Origin of the sequence: Kribbella sp. NPDC005582, from assembly GCF_040605415.1 — a bacterium.
Lineage (GTDB): Bacteria > Actinomycetota > Actinomycetes > Propionibacteriales > Kribbellaceae > Kribbella.
In genome coordinates, this window is the sequence record NZ_JBEXCU010000003.1 from 1,093,538 (window position 1) to 1,116,236 (window position 22,699).

The 22,699-nt window shown below is 68.4% G+C and carries 22 protein-coding genes; 16 read left to right on the plus strand and 6 right to left on the minus strand.

The features are described 5' to 3' along the window. The first annotated feature begins 51 nt into the window (after positions 1-51). The gene (locus ABZS29_RS22735) at positions 52-447 is read left to right on the plus strand and encodes an MmpS family transport accessory protein (protein ID WP_355464272.1); all 396 of its coding nucleotides are present in this window, start codon (positions 52-54) and stop codon (positions 445-447) included. Here the strand turns inward: ABZS29_RS22735 and ABZS29_RS22740 are convergent. Then, complete coding sequence (locus ABZS29_RS22740; protein WP_355464273.1) at positions 444-1,490, minus strand: SLC13 family permease; 1,047 nt, start codon at positions 1,488-1,490, stop codon at positions 444-446. The two genes, ABZS29_RS22735 and ABZS29_RS22740, sit on opposite strands and share 4 nt — an antisense overlap. Before the next feature lie 35 nt (positions 1,491-1,525). Here ABZS29_RS22740 and ABZS29_RS22745 point away from each other — a divergent pair, with 35 nt between their 5' ends. Then, positions 1,526-4,252 carry a GNAT family N-acetyltransferase gene (locus ABZS29_RS22745; RefSeq protein ID WP_355464274.1) on the plus strand — a complete coding sequence of 909 codons (2,727 nt, stop codon included), beginning with the start codon at positions 1,526-1,528 and terminating at the stop codon, positions 4,250-4,252. 1 nt (position 4,253) lies between these two features. Here ABZS29_RS22745 and ABZS29_RS22750 read toward each other — a convergent pair whose 3' ends face one another. Further along, positions 4,254-4,760: a DUF2087 domain-containing protein gene (locus ABZS29_RS22750; RefSeq protein WP_355464275.1), complete on the minus strand. Its 507-nt coding sequence runs from the start codon at positions 4,758-4,760 to the stop codon at positions 4,254-4,256. Positions 4,761-4,811: 51 nt separating this feature from the next. Here ABZS29_RS22750 and ABZS29_RS22755 point away from each other — a divergent pair, with 51 nt between their 5' ends. From ABZS29_RS22755 to ABZS29_RS22780, 6 genes are all read left to right on the plus strand, one after another. Further along, a complete protein-coding gene (locus ABZS29_RS22755; RefSeq protein ID WP_355464276.1) occupies positions 4,812-5,999 on the plus strand; it encodes a P1 family peptidase in 1,188 nt (395 codons plus the stop codon). Between the two features lie 41 nt (positions 6,000-6,040). Continuing rightward, positions 6,041-7,051 carry a S66 peptidase family protein gene (locus ABZS29_RS22760; RefSeq protein WP_355464277.1) on the plus strand — a complete coding sequence of 337 codons (1,011 nt, stop codon included), beginning with the start codon at positions 6,041-6,043 and terminating at the stop codon, positions 7,049-7,051. Between the two features lie 109 nt (positions 7,052-7,160). Continuing rightward, a complete protein-coding gene (locus ABZS29_RS22765; RefSeq protein ID WP_355464278.1) occupies positions 7,161-7,868 on the plus strand; it encodes an ABC transporter ATP-binding protein in 708 nt (235 codons plus the stop codon). Positions 7,869-7,873: 5 nt separating this feature from the next. Further along, positions 7,874-9,511, plus strand: a complete 1,638-nt coding sequence (locus ABZS29_RS22770; protein ID WP_355464279.1) for an FtsX-like permease family protein — start codon at positions 7,874-7,876, stop codon at positions 9,509-9,511. A gap of 67 nt (positions 9,512-9,578) precedes the next feature. Beyond that, positions 9,579-10,190, plus strand: coding sequence for a DUF5998 family protein (locus ABZS29_RS22775; protein ID WP_355464280.1), 612 nt, complete (start codon positions 9,579-9,581; stop codon positions 10,188-10,190). 4 nt (positions 10,191-10,194) lie between these two features. Then, complete coding sequence (locus ABZS29_RS22780; RefSeq protein WP_355464281.1) at positions 10,195-11,319, plus strand: nucleotide pyrophosphatase/phosphodiesterase family protein; 1,125 nt, start codon at positions 10,195-10,197, stop codon at positions 11,317-11,319. Here the strand turns inward: ABZS29_RS22780 and ABZS29_RS22785 are convergent. Next, positions 11,316-13,007, minus strand: coding sequence for a S8 family serine peptidase (locus ABZS29_RS22785; RefSeq protein ID WP_355464282.1), 1,692 nt, complete (start codon positions 13,005-13,007; stop codon positions 11,316-11,318). The genes ABZS29_RS22780 and ABZS29_RS22785 overlap by 4 nt on opposite strands. A 60-nt stretch (positions 13,008-13,067) precedes the next feature. Between ABZS29_RS22785 and ABZS29_RS22790 the strand changes: the two genes are divergently transcribed. Continuing rightward, positions 13,068-13,721, plus strand: a complete 654-nt coding sequence (locus tag ABZS29_RS22790; protein ID WP_355464283.1) for a thymidine kinase — start codon at positions 13,068-13,070, stop codon at positions 13,719-13,721. Beyond that, the gene (locus tag ABZS29_RS22795) at positions 13,718-14,533 is read left to right on the plus strand and encodes a sulfurtransferase (RefSeq protein WP_355464284.1); all 816 of its coding nucleotides are present in this window, start codon (positions 13,718-13,720) and stop codon (positions 14,531-14,533) included. The genes ABZS29_RS22790 and ABZS29_RS22795 overlap by 4 nt, the downstream gene beginning before the upstream one ends. A gap of 89 nt (positions 14,534-14,622) precedes the next feature. Here the strand turns inward: ABZS29_RS22795 and ABZS29_RS22800 are convergent, their stop codons facing one another. Continuing rightward, a complete protein-coding gene (locus ABZS29_RS22800) occupies positions 14,623-14,877 on the minus strand; it encodes a DUF559 domain-containing protein (protein ID WP_355464285.1) in 255 nt (84 codons plus the stop codon). Between the two features lie 36 nt (positions 14,878-14,913). Continuing rightward, positions 14,914-15,495, minus strand: a complete 582-nt coding sequence (locus tag ABZS29_RS22805; protein ID WP_355464286.1) for a type IV toxin-antitoxin system AbiEi family antitoxin domain-containing protein — start codon at positions 15,493-15,495, stop codon at positions 14,914-14,916. 232 nt (positions 15,496-15,727) lie between these two features. On the opposite strand from ABZS29_RS22805, the gene ABZS29_RS22810 reads away from it, so the two are divergent. After that, positions 15,728-16,777, plus strand: a complete 1,050-nt coding sequence (locus tag ABZS29_RS22810; protein WP_355464287.1) for a DUF4185 domain-containing protein — start codon at positions 15,728-15,730, stop codon at positions 16,775-16,777. Here the strand turns inward: ABZS29_RS22810 and ABZS29_RS22815 are convergent. Continuing rightward, the gene (locus tag ABZS29_RS22815) at positions 16,774-17,241 is read right to left on the minus strand and encodes a GNAT family N-acetyltransferase (RefSeq protein ID WP_355464288.1); all 468 of its coding nucleotides are present in this window, start codon (positions 17,239-17,241) and stop codon (positions 16,774-16,776) included. The two genes, ABZS29_RS22810 and ABZS29_RS22815, sit on opposite strands and share 4 nt — an antisense overlap. 114 nt (positions 17,242-17,355) lie before the next feature. On the opposite strand from ABZS29_RS22815, the gene ABZS29_RS22820 reads away from it, so the two are divergent. From ABZS29_RS22820 to ABZS29_RS22840, 5 genes are read left to right on the plus strand one after another with little or no spacing between them, the layout of a single operon-like run. Continuing rightward, positions 17,356-18,732, plus strand: coding sequence for an extracellular solute-binding protein (locus tag ABZS29_RS22820; protein WP_355464289.1), 1,377 nt, complete (start codon positions 17,356-17,358; stop codon positions 18,730-18,732). A gap of 4 nt (positions 18,733-18,736) precedes the next feature. Next, positions 18,737-19,657, plus strand: a complete 921-nt coding sequence (locus tag ABZS29_RS22825; protein WP_355464290.1) for a sugar ABC transporter permease — start codon at positions 18,737-18,739, stop codon at positions 19,655-19,657. Further along, positions 19,654-20,535, plus strand: coding sequence for a carbohydrate ABC transporter permease (locus ABZS29_RS22830; RefSeq protein WP_355464291.1), 882 nt, complete (start codon positions 19,654-19,656; stop codon positions 20,533-20,535). Before ABZS29_RS22825 ends, ABZS29_RS22830 begins: the two co-directional genes overlap by 4 nt. Beyond that, on the plus strand, positions 20,532-21,434 hold the full coding sequence (locus ABZS29_RS22835) for an NAD(P)-dependent oxidoreductase (RefSeq protein WP_355464292.1): 903 nt from the start codon (positions 20,532-20,534) through the stop codon (positions 21,432-21,434). The genes ABZS29_RS22830 and ABZS29_RS22835 overlap by 4 nt, the downstream gene beginning before the upstream one ends. After that, positions 21,434-22,687, plus strand: a complete 1,254-nt coding sequence (locus ABZS29_RS22840; RefSeq protein ID WP_355464293.1) for an enolase C-terminal domain-like protein — start codon at positions 21,434-21,436, stop codon at positions 22,685-22,687. Before ABZS29_RS22835 ends, ABZS29_RS22840 begins: the two co-directional genes overlap by 1 nt. Positions 22,688-22,699 lie beyond the last annotated feature (12 nt).

The window sequence follows — 22,699 nt, forward strand, 5'->3', positions numbered from 1 at the left end:
TACCGATCGGTAAACGTCCCCCTGACCTCGGCACGCGATAGAACCGCCGTCATGAGCACGCCACGTCGCCGTTCGCGGCTCCTGACCGTCGTCCTGATCGGCATCGGCGCCTTCGGGGTGCTGATCGTCGGTGGCTTCGTCGGGGTGTACTTCTGGGCCAAGGCCAATCTCGAGCGCGATGTTAGCTACGAGCTGACCGGGCCGCCCGGCGCTCAGGTCCGGCTCACCTACGTCACGGACGACGATCCCGGGTGGGGTCGTGATCCGGTCGAGCTGCCCTGGTCCATGACGTTCCACACCTGGATGACGCGGCAGGCCCGGGTTGCCGCTGGGCGGCCGGAGGGTGTGTCGGGCCCGATTACGTGCACGATCCGCATCGACGGTCTGGTCGTGTCGACGCAGACGAGCGCCGATGCGCCCGTGACGTGCCGGGAGCCCGAGGACTAGAGCGCCAGAACCGCTCCGGTGACCACGAGCGGGGTGAGGATGAGGCCGCGCCAGAGGAAGGACCACCAGGTGATGGTGACGCCGGCGGATTTGCAGCGGGCTCGCCAGAGCAGGGTGGCCAGGGATCCCCAGAGGGTGAGCAGGCAGCCGGTGTTGACGCCGATCAGGAGGGCGGTCATCCGGTGCGGGTCGGACGCGGCGACCGGTTCCATCGCGAGGTAGGCGGGGAGGTTGTCGAAGAGGTTGGCGCCGAGGGCCGCGGTGGCGCTCAGGCGCAGGTCAGAGGTGGTGCCGGCAACCTGGCGGAGAATCTCCTCCAGGCCGTGGTCGGTCAGGAACGCGACGACGGTGAACAGGATGACCACGCCGACCACGAGCTTCGCCGGAATCAGTGACCAGTGAAGTTCGCTGCGGCGGCGGATCGCGAACAGCACGACCAGGATGAGCGCTCCGATGCCGGCGGGCCAGGCGACCTCGATGCCGGAGACGAAGGCGGGCCCGAGCAGTACGCAGACCGCGGTCGCGCTCCAGAAGAGGACTTTGTCCTCGACCGCGGGAGTCGCCGGTACGTCGTAGGAGCGGCCGAGGTCGCGGTGGAACAGCACCGCCAGTACGACGACCGTGATCACGATCGCGGCGATGGCCGGTCGCCAGCTGACCTCGAGGTACGGCGTGTTCAGTTTGCGGAACTGGTGCAGCGCGAGCAGGTTCGTGAGGTTCGACACCGGTAGCAGCAGCGACGCCGTACCGGCGAGCCAGACTGTGGTGAACGCGAACAGCTTGGGCGGGATGTGGAGCTGGCGGGCCATCGCGAGCACGACCGGGGTCAGCAGGACCGCGCAGGTGTCGAGCGAGAGCACGATCGTCAGTCCGGTCGCCAGGACGACGACGAGCAGCCAGAGCCGCCAGACGCGGCCGCGGGCGAGGTGGGCGGCTTCGCGGGCTGCCACGTCGAAGACCTTGGCCTTGTCGGCCAGTTCGGCGATGACGGTCACTGCGATCAGGAACACCAGTACTGGCGCGATCCGCGCGACCAAATTCACCGCCTCCTGTCAGGTCTGTTGAGTACGCTGGCTGCGTGACTTCGCCGGATGACACGTCAGCTGGACAGCTTGCACAGTATGCCGTGCAGGCTCCGGCCGATTACCCGGTGGACTTCGAGGCCGACGTGGTGCTGCGGGACGGCGCGACGGCCCGCCTGCGGCCGATCACGCCGAGCGACGCCGACCTGCTCGTCGAGTTCTACGCCCGTGTGTCCGAGCAGTCGAAGTACTACCGGTTCTTTGCCCCGTACCCGCAGTTGTCGGACCGCGATGTGGCGCGATTCACGCAGGTCGACTACCACGACAGGCTCGCGCTGATCGTGACCGTGGGCAACGAGATGATCGGTGTCGGTCGCTACGAGCGGACCGGCCGGCGGACGGCGGAGGTCGCGTTCCTGATTGAGGACGCCCACCAGGGCCGGGGCCTGGGGCAACTGTTGCTGGAGCACCTGGCCCAGGCGGCCCGGGAGAACGGGATCAACCACTTCGTCGCCGAGGTGCTGCCGGACAACCGCAAGATGATCACCGTCTTCACCGAGGCCGGGTACAAGGTCGCGCGCGAGTTCGAGGACGGCGTGATCATGGTCGAGTTCGACATCGCGCCGACGGACACGTCGTTCGGGGTGATGCAGGCTCGCGAGCAGCGCTCGGAGGCGCTGTCGATCGCGCGGTTGCTGACGCCGGCGAGTGTCGCGGTGATCGGTGCGTCGCGGCGCGAAGGCACGATCGGGAACGCGTTGCTGCGCAACCTGCGCAACTCCGGCTTCTCCGGGAGCATGTACGCCGTCAACGCGGACACGTCGGCGACCGAGATCGAGGGCGTTGCGGCGTACCCGACGATTCGGGAGGTGCCGGACACGGTTGATCTGGCGATCGTCGCGGTGAAGGCCGAGATGGTGTCGGACGTCGTGCTGGACTGTGCCGCCAAGGGCGTGCGTGGTCTGGTGGTGGTGTCGAGCGGTTTCGCTGAGATCGGTGACGAGGGTCGGCGGCGGCAGCGGCAGTTGGTCGGGCTGGCTCGCTCCTACGGGATGCGGGTGATCGGGCCGAACGCGTTGGGGCTGATCAACACCGCTGCGGGGGTGTCGTTGAACGCGACGCTGTCGCCGGTGATGCCGAGCCGCGGCCGGGTCGCGTTCTTCTGTCAGTCGGGTGCGCTCGGCGTACCGATTCTGGCCGACATGGCTGCGCGTGGTGTCGGGCTGTCGTCGTTTGTTTCCGCGGGGAACCGGGCCGATGTCTCGGGCAACGACTTGATGCAGTACTGGTACTCCGACGAGGCGACCGAGGTCGTGCTGCTGTATCTGGAGTCGCTGGGCAATCCGCGGAAGTTCAGCCGGGTCGCGCGCCGGCTCGCGAGGCGTAAGCCGGTGGTCGCGCTGAAGTCGGGCCGGGCGACGCAGGGTGTGCCGGTCGGTCAGCTGGTCCGGCGCAGCAAGTTGCCGGCCGCAACGATCGAGTCGATGTTCCGGCAGAGCGGTCTGATCGGCGTCGACACCACCGGCGAACTGTTCGACGTCGCGCAGCTGCTCGCTCACCAGCCGCTGCCGAAGGGTCGCCGGGTGGCGATCGTCAGCAACTCCGACGCTCTGACCCTGCTCGCGCTGGACACGATGGCGGGCTGTGACCTGCACGTGGCCGGTGAGCCGCGCAACCTGAGCGCCGACGCGTCCGCCGACGATTTCCGGGCCGCGTTGACCGAGGTGTTCGCCGACGACCGGGTGCACTCGGTCGTCGTCATCTACACGCCGCCCGTGCAATCCAGCGGCGCCGAGGTGGCCGCCGTACTGGCTGCTGCGGCGGCGGGGTCGGACAAGCCAGTGGTGTCGACGTTCCTTGCGTCGCGGAGCGTGCCGAAGGAGTTGCAGGTTCCGGATGACGACGGGGGAGCGGCGCGTGGGTCGATCCCGTCGTTCTTGAATCCTCAGTACGCCGTCGGTGCGTTGGCCAAGGCGACTCAGTACGCCGAATGGCGGCGTCGGTCGGACAGCGGCGTACCGGAGTTGCCGGATGTGGATACTTCGGGAGCCGAGGCCTTCGTGACGGAGTACCTGCAGCGGCATCCGAAGGGTGCTGACCTGGACGACCCCGACCGGCAGTTGCTGCTGAGCTTCTACGGCATCACCGTGCTGCCCGCCTTCCCCGTGCTGAGCGCGGACGAGGCCGTGGCCCGGGCGGCGGATCTCGGCTTCGAGGTGATCTTGAAGGCGACAGCCGAGCAGTGGCGGATGCGCCCCGACCTGGCCGACATCTGGCGGCACATCCACGACGAGGACGACATGCGGGCAGCGTGGGCGGAGATGACGCACACGTTCGGTGTCGCGTCCGATCCCGGTCGCGCGCAGTTCGTCGTACAGAAGATGGCGCCGCCCGGCGTGCCCGTGGTGATCTCGGCGGTGGAGGACGTGTCCTTCGGCCCGGTGGTGACGTTTGGTCTGTCCGGCGTCGCGACGGATCTGCTCGGCGACCGCTCCTACCGGATGCCGCCGCTCACCACTCGCGACGCAGCGGAAATGGTCCGCGAGGTCCGCGCCGCCCCGCTGCTCTACGGCTACCGCGGCACCGAGCCGGCCGACATCGCCGCCATCGAGGACCTGCTGCACCGGGTTTCGCGGTTGACCCTCGACCTCGAGGAAGTCGTGCGGTTGGATCTTCGCTCGGTCCTGGTCGGCGTCCAAGGTGCGACCGTCCTGGACGCGGCCATCCGGATCGCGCCGAATGAGAAGCCGCGCCAGGACACCCCGGTGCGCCGGCTGACCTGACTCAGGCTCGGCGGTAGATGCTGTTGGTGCGGACCAGCAGGCGGGCTTCGATGAGTTCTCGGCGGAGGGCTGCGTGGTCGGGGTGCCACTGGTTGAGGAGAGTGTTGACCTCGGTCTCGGGATAGTCCCGGTCCGGCTCGAACGTCTTGGCCAGGTACTCGAGGACGATCCGCAGCTTCTCCGGGTACGTCGGGAAATGCGTCAGCCGGCCATCGCGGATGAACGCCTTGAGGACCGCATCGCGCTCTGGATCCGGGTCGAGTGGCGTCCGCTCCGTCTGCTGTCCACGCACTGCTTCCTTGAAGACTGACTCGTCAGCCGCGAGAGCTGGTGACGCGGTGATGAGTCCGGCTTTGATCAGCTTCTGGAGGGCCTTGCCGACGGTCGCGTTCGGGAGTCCGGTGCTTCCGGCGACCTGGTCGGGCGTGGTGGCGCCGAGGACGACGGCGGAGTACGTGCGCAGGCGGGACGGTTCGGCCAGCAGACCACAGAGCTGATCGGTGTTCATGCCGTCCACGCTAATGTCGGTGGCAACTACTTTTTGAGGCGAGGAGCGACGATGCAGCCGGGTCCGCAGAACGCGATCACTGACGTCCCCGGTGTGCTGGTCGGCCAAGTGGAGCGCACGGACGCGCCGTACCTGACCGGTACGACGGTCATCCACGTACCGGCCTCTGCGGTTGCCGGCGTGGACGCGCGCGGCGGCGCACCGGGCACGCGCGAGACAGACCTGCTCGACCCGGTGAACTCCAACCCAGGCGTGAACGCGGTCGTCCTGACCGGCGGCAGCGCCTTCGGCCTCGACACGGCGGGCAGCGTGATGCGCTGGCTGGAGGAGCGCGGTGAAGGCGTGCGCGTGGGCCCCGGGACGAACGACGTGGTGCCGATCGTGCCGACCGCGGTTCTGTTCGACCTTGGTCGCGGGGGCGGTTTCCAGGCCCGGCCGGAGCCGGCCTGGGGTGCCGACGCGATCGCAGCAGCCACCGACGGACCCGTTGCCCAGGGCAACCACGGCGCGGGCGCCGGGGCGAGGGTCGGTTCGCTGAAAGGCGGCGTCGGCACGGCGAGTCAGCAGCTGGACGACGGCACCATGGTCGGTGCGCTAGTCGTGGTGAATGCGGCCGGTTCCGCGGTCGACGCCAACGGCGTCCTGTACGGCGCGCGCTACGGCCTCGGCGACGAGTTCACCCACCTGAAGACGCCCACCGACCCACCGCCGCCGGCTCCGGCCGGCCCCAGCCTGACAAGTCCCAGCCCGAGCGCGAGCTCCGCCATGAACACGGTGATCGCCGTGATCGCCACCGACGCGCCGCTCGACAAGGCGGCCGCGAAGCGGATGGCGATGATCGCCCACGACGGACTCGCCCGCGCGCTCGACCCGATCCACACCCTCGTAGACGGCGACACCATCTTCGCCCTCTCGACCCGCCAACCGGCGGACAACCGCCCCCGCGTCACCGACGCGACGCCCCTCCCGGATGAGCACCCGCGCAGCGCCACTGACCCGACGCCCCTCCCGGATGAGCACCCGCGCAACGCCACCGACCCGACGGCGCCTCTTCGAGACGACCGCCCGCGCCTCAGCGTCACCGACCCGACCGCGCTACTCCAGCTGGAGACGATCTTCGCGGCCGGCGCGCACACCCTGACCCGCGCCATCGTGCACGCCGTGCTCAACGCGGAGACCGTCACCACCCCGGCCGGCACCATGCTGAGCTACCGCGACGCCTACCCGTCAGCCTTTTAATTCCCTCGGCCTTCTCCACCAGTCATGTGAGAATTCGGCCCATGTCGGTTCGCTATCCACGTCCCCTGCGCCCCGGTGACCGCGTAGGCGTCACCTCTCCGTCGAGCGGAGTCGCGCAGGCTCTTCGCGCACGCCTTGACGCGGGTATTCGCACGGTCGAGTCCCGCGGGTACGAGGTTGTCGTCGGCAACTGCATGGACGGCGAGGGACATGTCAGCGCCCCGGCGAACGAGCGCGCCGCCGAGCTGATGGCGATGCTCACCGACCCGGACATCCGCGCGGTGGTGCCGCCGTGGGGTGGCGAGACGGCGATCGATCTGATCCCGCTGCTCGACTGGGACCGGATCCGCGCCGCCGAGCCGACGTGGGTCGTCGGCTTCTCCGACATGTCGACGATCATCACCCCGCTGACGCTCATGACCGGTACGGCGACCATCCACGGCAACAACCTCATGGACACGCCGTACCGGGCGCCCGAGGGACTCGCGACCTGGCTCGACATCGTGGCCGCGCCGGCAGGGCACGAGTTCACTCAGACCCCGCCGAACCGGTACCGCTCGAAAGGGTGGGACGACTACCAGAACCAGCCCGGGATCAGCGAGTTCACGCTCGACACGCCTGGCAGGTGGACCCGCCTTGATGCTGAAGGTGAAGTGGAGGTCGAGGGTCGCCTGATCGGCGGCTGCATCGAGGTCCTCTCCAACCTCGCCGGTACGCCGTACCTGGATCCCTCCGCGCTGGGCGAGCTGATCGTGTACGTCGAAGCGGCCGAGGACCAGGCCTTCACCATCTGCCGCAACCTGCACGGCATGCGGCTGGCCGGCTTCTTCGACCAGGCGAAGGCGATTCTCGTCGGCCGCACCAGGGCTCCGGGCGCTGCCACGCTCTCCCAGCACGAAGCCGTTCTTGATGCCTTGAGACCGCTCAACGTCCCGATCATCGCCGACGTCGAGTGCGGCCACGTGCCGCCGTACCTGCCGATCGTCAACGGGGCGCGCGGCCGGGTCGTTCACACGGCGACGCGCAGCGAGCTGATCCAAACGCTGACCTAGACGTACGACTCCAGTACTACGTGGGGTCGCCGAAGGGCACCCGAAGGCGACGGCAAGACCGGTCCACGGGCCGACGAACCGGGAGCTGATCCGCGGAAGTCTTGGCAGCATGAGCTTCCAGAGTCCCCAACTCGCACCGCAGGTCGTCCTCAGTGGACACGGCCTGGTCAAGTACTACGGAGATGTCGTCGGCCTGGCCGGGGTCGACGTCGGTGTTCGCGCCGGCGAGGCGCTGGCCGTGATGGGCCCGAGCGGCAACGGCAAGACGACGTTGCTGCATGTGCTGGCCGGCATCCTCACCCCGGATCAGGGGGAGGTGTGGCTGGGTGGCGAGCGCGTCGACCAGCTGAACGACGCCGCCCGGACAGTACTGCGCCGCCGCAGGCTCGGGTTCGTCTTTCAGGACAACCAGTTGCTGGCCGAGCTGCCGGCCGACGAGAACGTCGCGCTGCCGCTGATGGTCGACGGCGTCAGCCGTCGCGAGGCGATCGGCCGGGCGCGGAACACGCTCGCGCAGGTCGGCCTGGCCAACGAGGCCGGGCGCCGGCCTGGCGAGCTGTCGGGCGGTCAGGCGCAGCGCGTCGCGATCGCCCGCGCGCTGGTCGGCGAGCCACAGGTGGTGTTCGCCGATGAGCCGACTGGTGCACTTGATGCGGCCACTGGTTCGCAGGTCATCGATCTCCTGATCGGTGCCGCGACGCATCGCGGTGCGGCGGTTGTCGTGGTCACCCATGACAACTCGGTCGCGGCCCGCTGCCACCGGGTCATGACGATCGTCGACGGTCGCGTGCACGAGTCCATGGGCGCAGCCCGATGAATCCGATGACCGACCTGGGGCTGCGTTTCGTGCGTCGCCCCGGACCGGGCGGCCGGGCCGCCAACCTCGCGGCGCTGGGGGCGACCGCGATCGTCGCGCTGCTGGTGACGTTCCTGATCGCCGGCTCACTCGGCATCTCGCACCGCTCGGACCGGATCGGCTGGCGGGGTGCCGATTCGGGTGACGCGGCCACGGCGATCGGTGCTCTGCACGACGTCGACGGCAAGAAGGTCGACGGGAAGCCGCTGGTGCAGGTCGACCTCGCCGTCCTGAAGCCGAACAACCAGCCGCCTCCGCCGGGGCTCGACCACACGCCGAAGCCGGGCGAGGTGTTCGTCTCACCGGAGGTGGCCAAGCACTGGGCCAGCCTGAAGAGCGAGTTCGGGCTGGACAAGCCGACCGGCGTGATCACCGACAAGGGACTGTCCTCACCGGAGGAGCTGGTCCTCATTCACGGTGTGGAGAAGATCGACAGCAAATACCCGAACTACGTTGACACCTGGCAGACCACCACGATGGACAGCCGTCTCGGCGGTCTACTGATCGCAGTGGCCTTCGGCATCGTCCTGGTGCTGTTCCCGCTCCTCAGTCTGGTGGGCCAAGCCGCTGGTGTTGCAGCCAAGCGTCGTGAACACCGACTGGCCGCGCTGCGGCTCGCAGGCTCCACCAGAACGCAGGTGCTCTGGCTGAGCGCAGTCGAACAGGCAGTACTCGGTCTGGCAGGCGCAGTGGTCGGTCTGGTCGGGTACGTCGTTCTGACGCCACTGATCGCGCAGATCCCGCTCGGCGGCGGCCGCTGGTTCGTCTCCGACATCGCACCGCCGTGGTGGACGGTTCTGATCGTGCTGACCGCCGTACCGGTGTTGTCGGTGCTCAGTGCGCTGATCGGGCTCGGCCGGGTCAGCATTACGCCGCTGGGCGTCGTACGGGGTCAGACGCGCAAGGCGACCACTGCGCTGCGGCTGGTGCCACTGCTGGTCGGACCGATCGCGCTGGCTTCGCTGGGGATGAGCGCGGCGATCCTGCCGCTGCTGATCGCGATCGGGTTCGCGGCGCTCGCCGTACGGATTCTTGGGCCGTTCGCGGTGCAGATCATCGGGAAGATGCTGGCCAACCTGGCCAACGGCCCGGTCGCGCTGCTGGCCGGTCGCCGACTCGCCGACGATCCGAAGGCGGCCTTCCGGCCGGTTGCCGCGCTGGTGCTGAGCGGGTTCGTCGCCGGCTTCATCTCGGTCTTCATGCCAGGTGGTGACGACGACCCGATCTGGCAGGACATGCGGATCGGCGTCGCCCTGCTGATGGGGCTGGTGTTCCTGACCGGTGCCGCGTCCACGGCGGCCGGTGCAGTCGGTACGGCGCTCGACCAGGCCGGACCGGCGAGAGCGCTGCGGCGATCCGGCGTACCGCTGTCTGTGATCGAGCGGTCGGCGCGACTCGCGGCCCTGGTACCGGTGGTCGGCGTTGGTCTGCCGGTGGTCGCATTCGGTGCCCTGTGCGGTCTCGCGCTGAGCGGCGGCCAGATCATCACCCAAGGCAATTCCGGCATCCTGTTGCTGATCGGGCAGGTCGTGGTGGGGCTCGTCCTGGTCGCGGCGGCGGGGATGGCCGGCGCGCCGGTGCTGCGGAAGGCAAGTGCGAACTGATCGCTTGCCGGGGAGGTTGTCCACAAGGCGGAATCGCGGCGTACGCGGGTCGTGCAAGGATGAGGGTATGCGTGACCTGAATACACCGGAGCTCGTGGACGCCTCCCCGGAGCTGCGCGCGGCGATCGACCACTGTGGTTACTACCCCGACGTGGTGACGGATTCGCTCGCGATCGCGATCGCCGACGAGCCGATCCGGGCCTTCGTCCTGCAGCACGAACCGACGTTCGACCGTGACGAGGTCCGGCGGCACATCACGATCCTGGCGCTGACCCCGACCCGGCTGATCGTCGGGCACACCGACGAGCACGCCGCCGATGACATGATCCGCGCGCCGTACGCGTCGACCTCGACCGAGGCGATCCCGCTGTCGCGGGTGAACGCGGTGGTGGTGAACCGGGTGGTTCCCAACCCCGCGGGCTACGCGTCGGGCAAGTCCGACCCGGCCGTGGCCGGTGGCGGCGAGGTCGTGCTGACGATCGGCTGGGGGATGGTGAACCGGATCGACCTCGAGCCGGCCGTCTGCGCCGACCCGAACTGCGAGGCCGACCACGGCTACACCGGCTCGGTCGCCGCCGACGACATCTCGCTGCGGATCAGCGCGGCCGCCGACGGCCCGGCCGGTATCCAGCAGGTGCTGGACTTCGCGCGGGCGCTGTCGTTCGCCACCACCAAGTAGTGCCGTGATCGACCCGATCAGACCGGAGTACGGCGGCGGCGCGCTCGCCGACGTCCTGCCGTCCGTGGCCGGCGCCCTGTCGGTGCCCGGCTTCACGAACACGCTCGGCCTCCCACCGGCTGCCCGGTACGCCGTTCTGCTGTTCGACGGGCTCGGGTGGAACCTGCTCCAGCGTTATGCGGACTCCGCGCCGTACCTGTCGTCGTTGCTGGCGACCGGGCGCAATCTGACGGCCGGAGTGCCGTCGACGACCGCGGTCAGCCTGACCAGTCTCGGTACCGGGCTGCCGCCGGGTGCGCACGGCATGATCGGCTACACCACGATCGTCCCGGAGACCGGTGCGTTGCTGAACGCACTGCAGTGGGATGCGCCGGTCGATCCGTGGAAGTGGCAGCCGCACACCACGGTCTTCGATCGGGTCGCGGCGGCCGGTGTGGTGACGCGCAATGTGAGCAAGGCGCGCTTCGAGAAGTCCGGGCTGACCCGGGCGGCGTTCCGGGGAAGTCTCCATCGGGGTGCGGACACGGTCGAGGACCGGTTGGATGCGACGCGGTTCGCGAGTCGGGAGGGTCAGTCGTCGCTGACCTACGTCTACGACTCGCAGCTGGACTACACCGGGCACGGGCAGGGGTGCGACTCGTGGCAGTGGCGCAAGGAGCTTGTTGCCGCGGACACGTTCGCGTCTCAGGTGCGCGCTGCGTTGCCGCGCGACGCCGTACTGGTCGTGGTTGCTGATCACGGGATGATCGACGTCGCCCCGGAGAACCGGGTCGACCTCGACAGCGAGCCTGAGCTCACCGACGGGTTGCGGCTGATCGGTGGCGAGTCCCGCTTCCGGCATCTGTACTGCGTCGATGGCGCGCAGGACGACGTACTGGCGACGTACCGGGAGCGGCTCGGTGATCGGGCGCTGGTGCTCAGCCGGGACGAGGCGATCGCGCGCGGCTGGTTCGGTGCCGTCGAGGATCGCGTGGCGCCGCGGATCGGTGACGTCGTGGTCGCTGCGCTCGGCGCACTGTCGGTGGTGGCGAGCCGCCGGTTCGCGCAGGAGGCCGGGCTGATCGGGCTGCACGGCTCGCTCACGCGGGACGAGATGGAGATTCCGCTCCTGGTCGATCCGGGGCGTTAGAAGCTCCAGACGTTCCAGTAGAAGCTCTCGCTGGCTGTCTTCGCTTCGCCGTCGCGGGCGGAGACGGTGACTTTGTAGCGGCCGGCGCCCGGGCTCAGTACGCCGGTGATCCAGCCGCGCTCGGGGTTGATCTCCAGGCCCGGTGGCAGGCCTGTCGCCGAGTAGCTGATGTCGCCGGAGCCACCCATGCCCTTGATCAGTAGCGGGGCGGCCGGAATACCGCCGAAGCCGAGCTGCTCGGCCGGCTTCGTCACCGAGATCGCACCCTTCGGCTGAGCGGCCGCCGCACCGACGGCCTCGGCCGCGTCGACGAGACCTTCACCGAAGTACGAGTTGTTGGCCGTGGTGCCTTTGCAGCTCGCGGACATGCCGGTCGGGCAGGCGAGGTCGTTGGCCTGCTCAGCGAGCTTGGCGCGAACCTGCTCAGGCGTGAGCTTCGGGTTCGCGCTGCGCAGCAAGGCGGCCACTCCGGCCACATGCGGCGAGGCCATCGACGTACCGCTCATTGCTTCGTAGCCGCCGCCGGGGACGGTCGAGTAGACGTTCTCGCCCGGGGCCGCGATGTTGATCTTGCCCTCACCGAAGTTCGAGAAGCGTGACTTCGCGCCGGTGGCGTCGACCGACGAGACCATGACGACGTTCGGCAGCTCGGTCGGCAGGCTCAGGCAGTCGTTGGTGACCGTGCGCGGAGCCGGAGTGGTGTCGTTCGGACTGGAGTCGTCGGAGCCCTTGTTGGCCAGGTCGTAGTTCTCGTTGCCGGCCGCGGCGATGTTCACCACGCCCTTGGAGTCGGAGTAGGCGACCGAGCGGCGCACCGCCTCGGCGATCGCGTCCTGGTCCTGGTTCGACGGGCACAGGAACAGCCACGGGTCGACGTAGTAGCTGTTGTTGGTCACCGAGACGCCCTTGTCGGCGGCGAACATGAACGCGCAGACGGTGTTCTCCGGGAAGAACAGATCGCTGCCGGCCTCCGCGACCCGGATCGACGACACCTTCACGCCCGGCGCGACGCCGACCATGCCGACGCCGTTCTTGGCCGCGGCGATCGTCCCCGCGACGTGGGTGCCGTGGTCGGCGATCGGCCGCCAGGCGCCCGGCCGGGTGTCGGCCTTGCCGTACGCGCACGACGCCGACTTGGCGGCATCGAAGTTCGCCTTCAGGTCGTTGTGCTGGTCGTCGACGCCAGTGTCCAGGACGCCGACCGTGATCGACTTGGAGCCGAGGTTCTTCGTCCAAGCCCGGTCCGCGCCGATCTGGGTCATGTCACTGCGGTCGGTCTCGGGCTCGCTCTCGACCGCCTCGGTGCCGGCCGGGGGAAGCGGCGGGTTCGCCGCCTCGGCGGGCAGGTCGCCGGTGCGGGTCGCCCCGACCTTCTGCACACCGGCGGTGGTCCGCAGCTTCGCCGCGAAGTCGGTGTTGCTCGAGTGCGCGACGATGACGCCGATCGCGTCGTACGCCGCGTAGACCGTGCCGCCGTTCTGCGAGATCGCGGCGGCGGCCTGGACGGTCTTCGCCGGTTCGGTGATCACGAAGTACGCACGGAGCCCGGCAGTGGACCGTACCGGAACAGCGACGGCCGCCGGAGCGGCGGAGGCGGTCGAGAGACAGACCGCGGCGAACAACAGCAAGGCTTTGCGCACGGTCCATTCAAACCGTCCCGAGGTGCAGAACCAAGCCGGGGTCGTCATCTGGTCCGACACACCCCCCGGCGTGCGGCCCGGCCCGTTGACTTGGCAGGATGATCGCCCGTGGCTGAGCTGCTCTACTTCACCGGGACCATGGACTGCGGTAAGTCCACGCTGGCGCTGCAGATGGATCACAACCACAAGGCGCGCGGGCGCCGAGGGAGGATCTTCACCAGCCACGACCGGGCCGGAGAGTCGGTGCTGTCGTCGCGGCTCGGCCTGGTCGCCGAAGCGATCGAGGTCCGGCCGGACTTCGACTTCTGGGACCACGTCGTCAACGAGCTCACCCAGGGCGGCCGGATCGACTACGTCGTCTGTGACGAGGCGCAGTTCTACAGCGCCCTGCAGATCGAGCAACTGGCCCGGCTCGTCGACGAACTGCAGATCGACGTCTTCTGCTTCGGCATCCTGACCGACTTCCGCGCGACCCTGTTCCCCGGATCCGCCCGGCTGGTCGAGCTCGCCGACCGGATGGAACTGCTCCAGGTCGAAGCCCTGTGCTGGTGCGGCGAACGAGCCACCCACAACGCCCGTACGATCGGTGGAGAGATGGTGACCGAAGGCGAGCAGTTGGCAGTCGGCGACATCGAGACCAACGCGGCCCAAATGGCCTACGAGGTCCTGTGCCGCCGTCACCACCGCCGCCGCCTCACCCAGGCCCGCGCCCGCGCCACCCTGTCACCCGAAGTCCTACCGTTCGGAGGAGCCCAGTCGTGACCAGTCCTTTGATCACCGTCGCCGAATTGCAGGCGCTGAAGCCGGTTCTCCTTGACGTCACCTGGAACCTGGCCGGGCCGCCCGGACGCGAGGCGTACGACGCCGGTCACATCCCTGGCGCGTACTTCGTCGACCTCGAGACGGAACTCGCCGGTCCGCCCGGCCCCGGTCGCCACCCGTTGCCGGACGCAACCACGGTTACGGCGCTGGCACGGCGTACTGGGATTTCGGCGGAGACGTCCGTGGTCGTGTACGACGCCGCGAACTCGCTGGCCGCGGCGCGTGCCTGGTGGATCCTGCGCTACTTCGGTGTGTCCGACGTCCGCGTGCTCGACGGCGGCCTCGCGGCCTGGCGTGCCGCCGGGGGAGAGGTGACCACCGACGTCCCGGCCGACAGCTCTAGCGACTTCACCGCAACCCCCGGCCACCTGCCCCTCGTCGACGCCGAAGGCGCAGCCAAGGTCGCCGCCTCCGGCGTCCTCCTCGACGCCCGCGCCCCCGAGCGCTTCGCGGGCGAGGTCGAGCCCATGGACAAGGTCGCCGGCCACATCCCCGGCGCCGTCAACACCCCCATGGCCGACCTCCTCACCCCCGACGGCCACTTCAAGCCCGCCGCCGACCTCACCACCTACTTCACCGCCCACGGCGTCACCCCCGACGCCACCCTCGCCACCTACTGCGGCTCCGGCGTAACCGCCACCCACACCGCCCTGGCCCTGGCCACGGTCGACATCCAGGCCCCCGTCTACATCGGCTCCTGGTCCGACTGGATCACCGACCCCACCCGTCCCACCGCCACCGGCCGCGCCTGAGGTCGGCGTACGGACCGACTGTTAGTACCTCGCGTGCACGGGCATCGCCCACCGGCGGCTGCCCTCACCGAGGTCCAGTGCAACGACTATTAACAGTCGGTCGGTACGGCGCTGCGCTGGGCCAGCGCGCTCCGGATGCTCGAGACGACCCAGACGGGGTCGCCGAGAACTTGCTGGTAGGTGAAGCGAAGCACCAGCCAGCCCGCACTCACAAGGTCGTCGTACCGGCGGCAGTCGGCGGCGAACTTGGCCGGGGAACCATGGAACTCGTAGCCCTCCGCCTCGATCGCGATCCGGACGCGCCGATTCCCCAGGTCGACGCGGACCCGACCTCCCGGCGTCATCACCACCACCTGTGGTTCGAAGTCGTCGATCCCGGCCTACAGGGCGACGCTGCGCAGGACCGACTCGAGAAAGCTCTCCGAACGCGGATCCGCCATGGCCGCGACCCGGACGGCGTTCGCTCGGCCTCGGCCCCTGGAGCGCAAGGCGGCGGCCCGCAGCTCTTCCGCGGTCAATCGGCCGGTAGCCAGTGCGGCATCGGCCACCGCAAGACCTTCTCCGAACGGAAGGATCCGGGCGCAGTCGACAACCGTTCGCTCCAGCGAAGTCAGTCCTCGCCGAAGGTCGATCGCCGGGAGGTCGGCCCAATGGAGAACGGCCGCGGGGCCGGGCCGAGCCTTGCGGTGTGTGGGCAGCGTGACATGCGGCTTGGGTGGCGGGCCCAGGAGCGGCAACCGCCAGGCCAACGCCGCGCTGGTGTGCGACAGGACGCCCGCGTGGGCCAGTGCAGTGGACCGATCAGCGCTGAGCTGCGGATGACCGTAGACGCCGCGGGTCAGCCGGACGACGTCGCCGCTTCTGACCGCCCGAGCCAGCGCGCGCCGCGAGGTGGCAGCCACCAGGTCGGCGAAGGTGGCCGTGCCACCCAGCCGAACCAGAACCTCGCTGACCGCTGTCATCCCGACTATCGTGCCGACTTTCCGCCAGCGACGTCGGCAGTTATCCACAGCTGTACCGACCGACTGTTAGTAGCTCCGTCCCCCCTGACGCCGCAGGCGCGGGTCATGGCCGGAGCAGACTGGCGGCGGGACTACTAACAGTTCTTCGGTACGCCTTGACTTCGGTGGGCGGCTCTTGGAGGGTGGCGGGAGAAATCGATTTCCCGTCCGCCTCGAAGTTGGGAGTCAGTCGATGACAGTTTCTCGGAGAGCATTGTTGTTGGGTGGGGTGGGGGCTGCGGTCCTGCCTGGTACGGCGTGGGCTGGGGCGCAGGCGATCGCGGTCAGCAAGGTGAAGGATCTGACCGGGCCTGGGTTGACGGACCGGTTCCGGATGGCGGGGACCGACCTGGGGATTCCGGCGCGGGCGCCGGACGGGCGGATGGTCTTTGTCTTTGGGGACACGTTCGAGGAGGCTCGGGTCGGGGGTGGGTGGTGGCGGTCGCCGGTGGCGTTGTGGTCGAACACGACCAACCTGGCCGGGGGAGTGGAGTGGTCGGGAGCGGTGGGTGGTGCGGCTGCGCAGCAGCTGTGGGACTACCCGCACGACAATCCGACGTTCTCGACGGTGCTGCCGTCGGACGTGATCACGATCGGCGGGTCGATGTACCTGCACGTGATGGTCAACAAAGGCCTCGGCAACGTGGTGTGGACCGAGATCTGGCGCAGCGACAACTCGGGGGCGAACTGGTACCACACCGGCGCGAAGTTCGATCCGAACATCGACGGCGGGATGTTCCAGTGCATCACCTGGGGTGAGGGCAACGACGGGTACGTCTACGTCTACTCGACCGGGTTCCAGCGCAACAAACCGATCATCCTGAAGCGGGTCCGCAGCAACCAGATCGCGAACCCGGCCGCCTACGAGCCGTGGGGTTATCGGGACGGCAGGTGGGCCTGGGGCAACCCGGCCACGCCGATCCTGAACGGCAGCTTCGGTGAGCTGTGCCTGCGGCCGCTCGGCGGAAAGTGGATCCTGACCTGGTTCAACGCCGGCGACTACCGCATCGACGGCATGATCATGAACACCCCGACCGACAACCTCTACACCGCCTACCGCCAGCCCCTCATCTACGGCGGCGCCTGGGGTCAGGAGAACGACAACCACGTCGCCCAGCTGTACGGCGGCTACCTCATCCCCGGCTCCACGCTGAGCGACCTGCACCTGTCGGTCAGCCAGTGGAAGACCGACGCCGGCTGGCCGTACCGCGCGATGCAGTTCCGCGTCAGAGGCTTCGGCTAAAGCTCCAGCACCATCGTGTCCGACGTACCGGACACGCCGACCTTGCGGAACCCGGCGGATCGATACAGCTCAGCCGCCGGGTTCCCCGGATCAACGCTCAGCGACAGGCGCTCGTACGGCGCCGCCCGCGCCGCGTCGGCCAACGCCGCCAGCAGCGCCCGCGCCACCCCACGCCGCCGAAACGCCGGCGAGACCCCCAGCGTCAACTCCGGTACGTCGTCCGTCACGTACCCATACCCGTCCGGCACCAGCCGCGCCCACGTCGCCCCGGCCGACACACCGTCGATCTCGGCCACCACCCCGAAATCACCAGGCGCAATCCAGCCGTCGAGGTACTGCCAGACCTTGGGGTCGGTCCGAACCTTCGCAGCCGAGAACCACGGCGTGCCGTTCCAGTTGCAGGCCTCCAGCATCATCGCGGCCAGGAAATCGAGGTCGGCGGCGGTCGCCGGTCGGAGCAGCATGCGCTCATCCTGCCGCCTGCCGGGGTCGGCCTGCTACCAGTTGTCGAGCAGGTCTTGAATTAGTAACACGCTTGGTTTAACTTACTCGAAATTCGGAAACCTGAGGAGTTCCGCATGACGAGAGTGAACAGGTTGGGCGCCGGACTGGGCGTGGCGGGACTGGCGCTCGGCCTGGTGGCGTGCGCCGACGGATCGACGCCCGCGGACAGCACCGGCGCCATCGACGAGAAGGCGCCGGTCACGATCACGATCGGGGACCGCCCCACCCCCGACAAGCCGAACGACATCAAGGCGTTCGAGCAGAAGATCAAGGACTTCACGGCCAAGTACCCGAACATCACCGTGAAGTCGACCGAGACCGCCTGGCAGGCGCAGACGTTCCAGGCGCAGGTGGCCGGCGGGACGCTGCCGACGGTGATGAGCATCAGCTTCACCGAGCCGGCCAACATGATCCCGAACAAGCAGCTCCCGGACATCACCGACGAGCTGAAGCTGGTCGACCTGACCAAGGACCTGAACCCGAACGTGCTGAAGATCGTCCAGGACGACAAGGGCCGGATCTACGGCGTACCGATCGACGTCTTCTCGGTCGGGCTGGCCTACAACCGGGCGCTGTTCACGCAGGCCGGGCTGGACCCGGACAAGCCGCCGACGACCTGGGACGAGGTCCGCCAGTACGCCAAGCAGATCGCCGACAAGACCGGCAAGGCCGGCTACGCGCAGCTGACCACGAACAACACCGGCGGCTGGATGCTGACCACGATGACCTACAGCATGGGCGGCACGGTCCAGAGCCCGGACGGCAAGAAGAGCACGTTCAACGACGCGCCGACCAAGAAGGGGCTGCAGCTCCTCAAGGACATGCGCTGGACCGACAACTCGATGGGCAGCCGGTTCCTCTACAACCAGGAGGAGGTCCGTCAGGACTTCGCGGCCGGCAAGATCGGCATGGTCATGCAGGCGCCGGACGCGTTCGACATGAGCGTGAAGAACTTCGGCATGAAGCCGGCCGACTACGGGCACGCGGCGCTGCCGCAGGACGGCGGTCCGCACGGCACGCTGACCGGCGGCTCGCTGAAGATGATCAGCCCGAAGGCGACCAAGAACGAGATCGTCGCGGCGCTCAAGTGGATCAAGTTCGAGCAGTTCGACAAGTACACCGACGAGAAGGTCGCGGTCGCCGACGCCAAGACCACGATCGCCGACAAGGGCTTCGTCGGCCGGCCCGGCATCAGCCCGCTGAGCCAGGCGACGTACGACCAGTACAACAAGTGGCGCGAGCCGTACGTGAACGTGCCGGTCAAGCAGTTCCAGGGCTACATCGACTCGACCACGTCGCTGAAGCTGCTGCCGGAGCCGAGCAACAAGGGCCAGGAGGTCTACTCGCTGCTCGACCCGGTCGTGCAGCAGGTGCTGACCAAGAAGGACGCCGACATCGACAAGCTGCTGAGCGAGACCGCGGCGAAGGTCGACGCCCGCCTCGCGCGGTAGCCCCATGTTTCAGACAACGAAGCAGAGCCGCAGCGGTGCCAGGTCCCTCACGACCTGGTACCGCTCCGGCGGGCTCAGCGCCGTCCTGTTCGCCGTACCGCTGGTGCTGACCTTCCTGTACTTCTCCTGGGGCCCGATCGTCCGCGGCCTGGTGCTCAGCTTCCAGAAGAACAACCTGGTCGCCGCCCCGGAGTGGGTCGGGATGGCGAACTTCAGCTACGTCCTGACCGACCCGCAGCTGCCGCAAGCGGCCCTCAACACCCTGTACTTCGCGGCGCTGGCACTGCTGTTCGGATTCCCGGTGCCGTTGTTCCTGGCCGTGTTCGTCAGCGAGCTGCGAACGACGGGCTGGCTCTACAACGTGCTGTCCTACCTGCCGGCCGTCGTACCGCCGGTGGTGGCGATCCTGCTCTGGACGTTCTTCTACGACCCGAGCACCGCGGGCGTCTTCAACTCGATTCTCGGCTGGTTCGGGATCGGCCCGTTCGCCTGGCTGAACTCGCAGAGCCTCGCGATGCCCGCGATCGTGCTCGAGGCGACTTGGGCCGGCGCGGGCGCCACCTCGATCATCTACCTCGCTGCGCTGACCGGCGTACGGACGGAGTTGTACGAGGCGGCCGAGCTGGACGGAGCCGGGATCTGGAGCCGGATCTGGCACGTCACGCTGCCGCAGATCCGCGGAATCATCTTCATCATGATGCTGCTGCAGCTGATCGGGACGTTCCAGGTCTTCACCGAGCCGTTCCTGTTCACCGGCGGCGGCCCGAACAACGCCACCACGACGATCCTGCTGCTGATCTACCGCTACGCCTTCGTCAACGGCGACTTCGGCGCCGCGACCGCGCTCAGCGTGCTGCTCGCCGGAGTGCTGTGCCTGCTGTCGGTCGCCTACTACTTCGTCACCCGCCGCTGGAGCACCACATGACGCATGAGCGCGGAATCATCTCCACCCAGGACCGACGCCGTACGGCGGTCCGCTACGGCCTGCCCGCGATCCAGGTGCTGATCTTCATCGGGGTGCTGGTCGCCGGCGTCGGCCCGCTGCTCTGGCTGCTCAAGTCCGGCGTCTCCACGAGTCAGGACATCCTCAGCGGCCCGATGCAGCTGTGGCCGTCGGGGATCCAGCTCAAGAACATCCCGGACGCCTGGAACCGGGTCCAGATCGGCGCTTACCTCGGCAACACCGCGTTCATCGCGATCGGCTCGATGGTCTCCACCTTGTTCGTCTGCACGACGGGAGCCTTCGTCCTGAGCGTGCTGCGGCCCAAGTGGGGCCCGATCGTCACCGGTGCCGTCCTGGCCACGCTCTTCCTGCCCGGCGTGATCTCGCTGGTGCCGCTCTACATGACGATCCTGAAGATGCCGGTGCTCGGGATCAGCCTGCAGAACACCTTCTGGGCGGTCTGGCTGCCGTCGGCGGCCGGTGCGTTCAACGTGCTGGTGATGAAGCGGTACTTCGACTCGATCCCGCGCGAGCTGATCGAGGCGGCTCGGATCGACGGTGCGAGCAATCTGCGGATGTTCACCGCGCTGATCCTGCCGCTGTCGAAGCCGATCGTCGGAGTCGTGGCGCTGCTGACCGTGATCGGTTCCTGGAAGGACTACCTCTGGCCGCTGCTGGTGCTGCCGGACCCGCGGCTGCAGCCGATCTCGGTCGCGCTGCCGCGGGTGGCCAAGACCACCGAGATCTCCCTGCAGATGAGCGCGTTGTTCCTGGCGGTTCTGATCCCGGTCGTGTTGTTCTTGGTGTTCCAGAAGCAGTTCCTCAAAGGGGTTGGTATGTCCGGAGGCATCAAGGAATGACGTCTGCACTGCATGGCCGGCGGGTGCTGGTGACCGGCGCCAGCGGCCGCATCGGTCTGGTCACCGTGCAACGGCTCAACGAGCTGGGCGCGCTGGTGACGACGCTGTCGAACGCCGAGCATCCCGACCTGAAGGCGGATCGGGTGCTCGTGGGCGACACCCGGTCGGAGGCCGATGTCGCCGACGCGCTCGACGGCGCCGAGTTCGTCGTCCATCTGGCCGCGTTGGCTCACCCCTCGGCCGGTACGCCGTACGACGTGTACTCGATCAACGTCGTGTCGACGTTCAACGTGCTGGCCCAAGCCGGCGAGTTGGGCATCAAGCGGGCGGTGATCGCGAGCAGCATCAACGCGACCGGGCTGCCGTTCAACCTGCACGACGTACACCCGGCGTACTACCCGATCGACGAACGCATCCCGGCCGATGTCGCCGATCCGTACTCGCTGTCGAAGCAGAACGACGAGAACACCGCACGGATGGCCTGGCGGCGGTGGGGGATCGACGTGGTCGCCTTCCGCTTCCCACACACGAACGCGGCCGACGTCCTGCAGACACAGGCCGACCACATGCGCGAAAAGCCCGAAGGCGGGTTGCGCGAGGTCTGGAGCTACCTCGACAACCGCGACGCGGCGTACGCGATCGAGTTGGGGCTGACCAAGCCGCTGCACGGCGCGCACACGTTCTTCGTCGCCGCCGGTACGACGAACGCGCCGTACCCGACCGAGTCCCTGCTGGACACCTTCGCCCCCGAAGTACCGCGGCTGCGGCGGTTCATCGGCCGCGAGGTACCGATCGACCTGACCGCGGTGCGCACGGTCCTAGGCTTCCAAGCGCAGCACGAGCTCGACCTGCCGACCCTCGACTTGCCGACCCCCGACCATCTGCCGACGGAGCCGTGATGCCTTCCAATTTCGACCAACCTTGGCCGGTCCGCGACGACATCCGGATCCGCGCGGTCAAGGCGATCGTCACCGCGCCCCAGGGCATCCCGCTCGTCGTGGTGAAGATCGACACGACCGAACCCGGGCTGTACGGGCTCGGCTGCGCGACGTTCACCCAGCGGTGGAAGGCCGTGCAGACCTTCGTCGACGAGCACCTCGCGCGGCTGCTGATCGGGCGCTACCCCGGTGACATCGGCGACCTGACCCGGCTGGCCGGCTTCAGTGGTTATTGGCGTGGCGGGCCGGTGACGAACAACGCGATCTCCGGAATCGACCAGGCGCTGTGGGACATCGCCGGCAAGCGCGCCGGGATGCCGGTCTACGAGCTGCTCGGCGGCAAGGTGCGTGCGGCCGCGGACACCTACCTGCACGCCAGCGGCCGCACGATCGAGGAGGCGCTCGACCACGCGCAGAAGCTGGTGTCGCAGGGGCAGCGGCACATCCGGTTGCAGATCTCGACTCCGGGCGGTGGCGGGTACGGCGCTCCCGCCGTACCGACGCTTTATCCGGACTCGCCGTACCACAACGGCTGGTCGGCGCGCGACTACCTGCGGGCAACCCCGGAGCTGTTCGCCGAGGCGCGGCACGTGTTGCCGGACAACATCGAACTGCTGCACGACGTGCACTCGCGGCTGACGCCGAAGGAGGCTGTGCTGCTGGCGCGGTCGCTGGAGGAGTACGGGCTGTTCTTCCTCGAGGATGTGCTGCCGCCGGAGCACTGGGACCGGCTGCCTGAGGTGCGAGCCGCTTCGCCGGTGCCGCTGGCGGTGGGCGAATTGACGACGTCTATGGGTGATGCCGTGCGGCTGGTGCGTGACGGTGGCGTCGACTTCATTCGCTCACATGTCTCCGACATCGGCGGGCTCACGCCGGCTCGCAAACTCGCTGATCTGGCCGAGCTGTGCGGCGTACGGACGGCGTGGCACGGTCCCGGTGACACCTCGCCGATCGGTGCGGCGGCGAACGTCGCGCTCGACGTGAGTTCTGTTGCCTTCGGCATCCAAGAGGGCCATCTGTACGACGACGCCGTGCACGAGGTGTTCCCGGGCACGCTCCGGATCGAGGACGGCTGGCTGACCCCGAACGACACGCCGGGCTGGGGGATCGACATCGATCTCGACGCCGCGGCCCGTTATCCGGCGGAGTTGTCCGGACACGACGAGTGGGCGGCCGGGGTACGGCGCATCGACGGTGCGCTCGAAGCGCCGTGAGTACGACGTTCT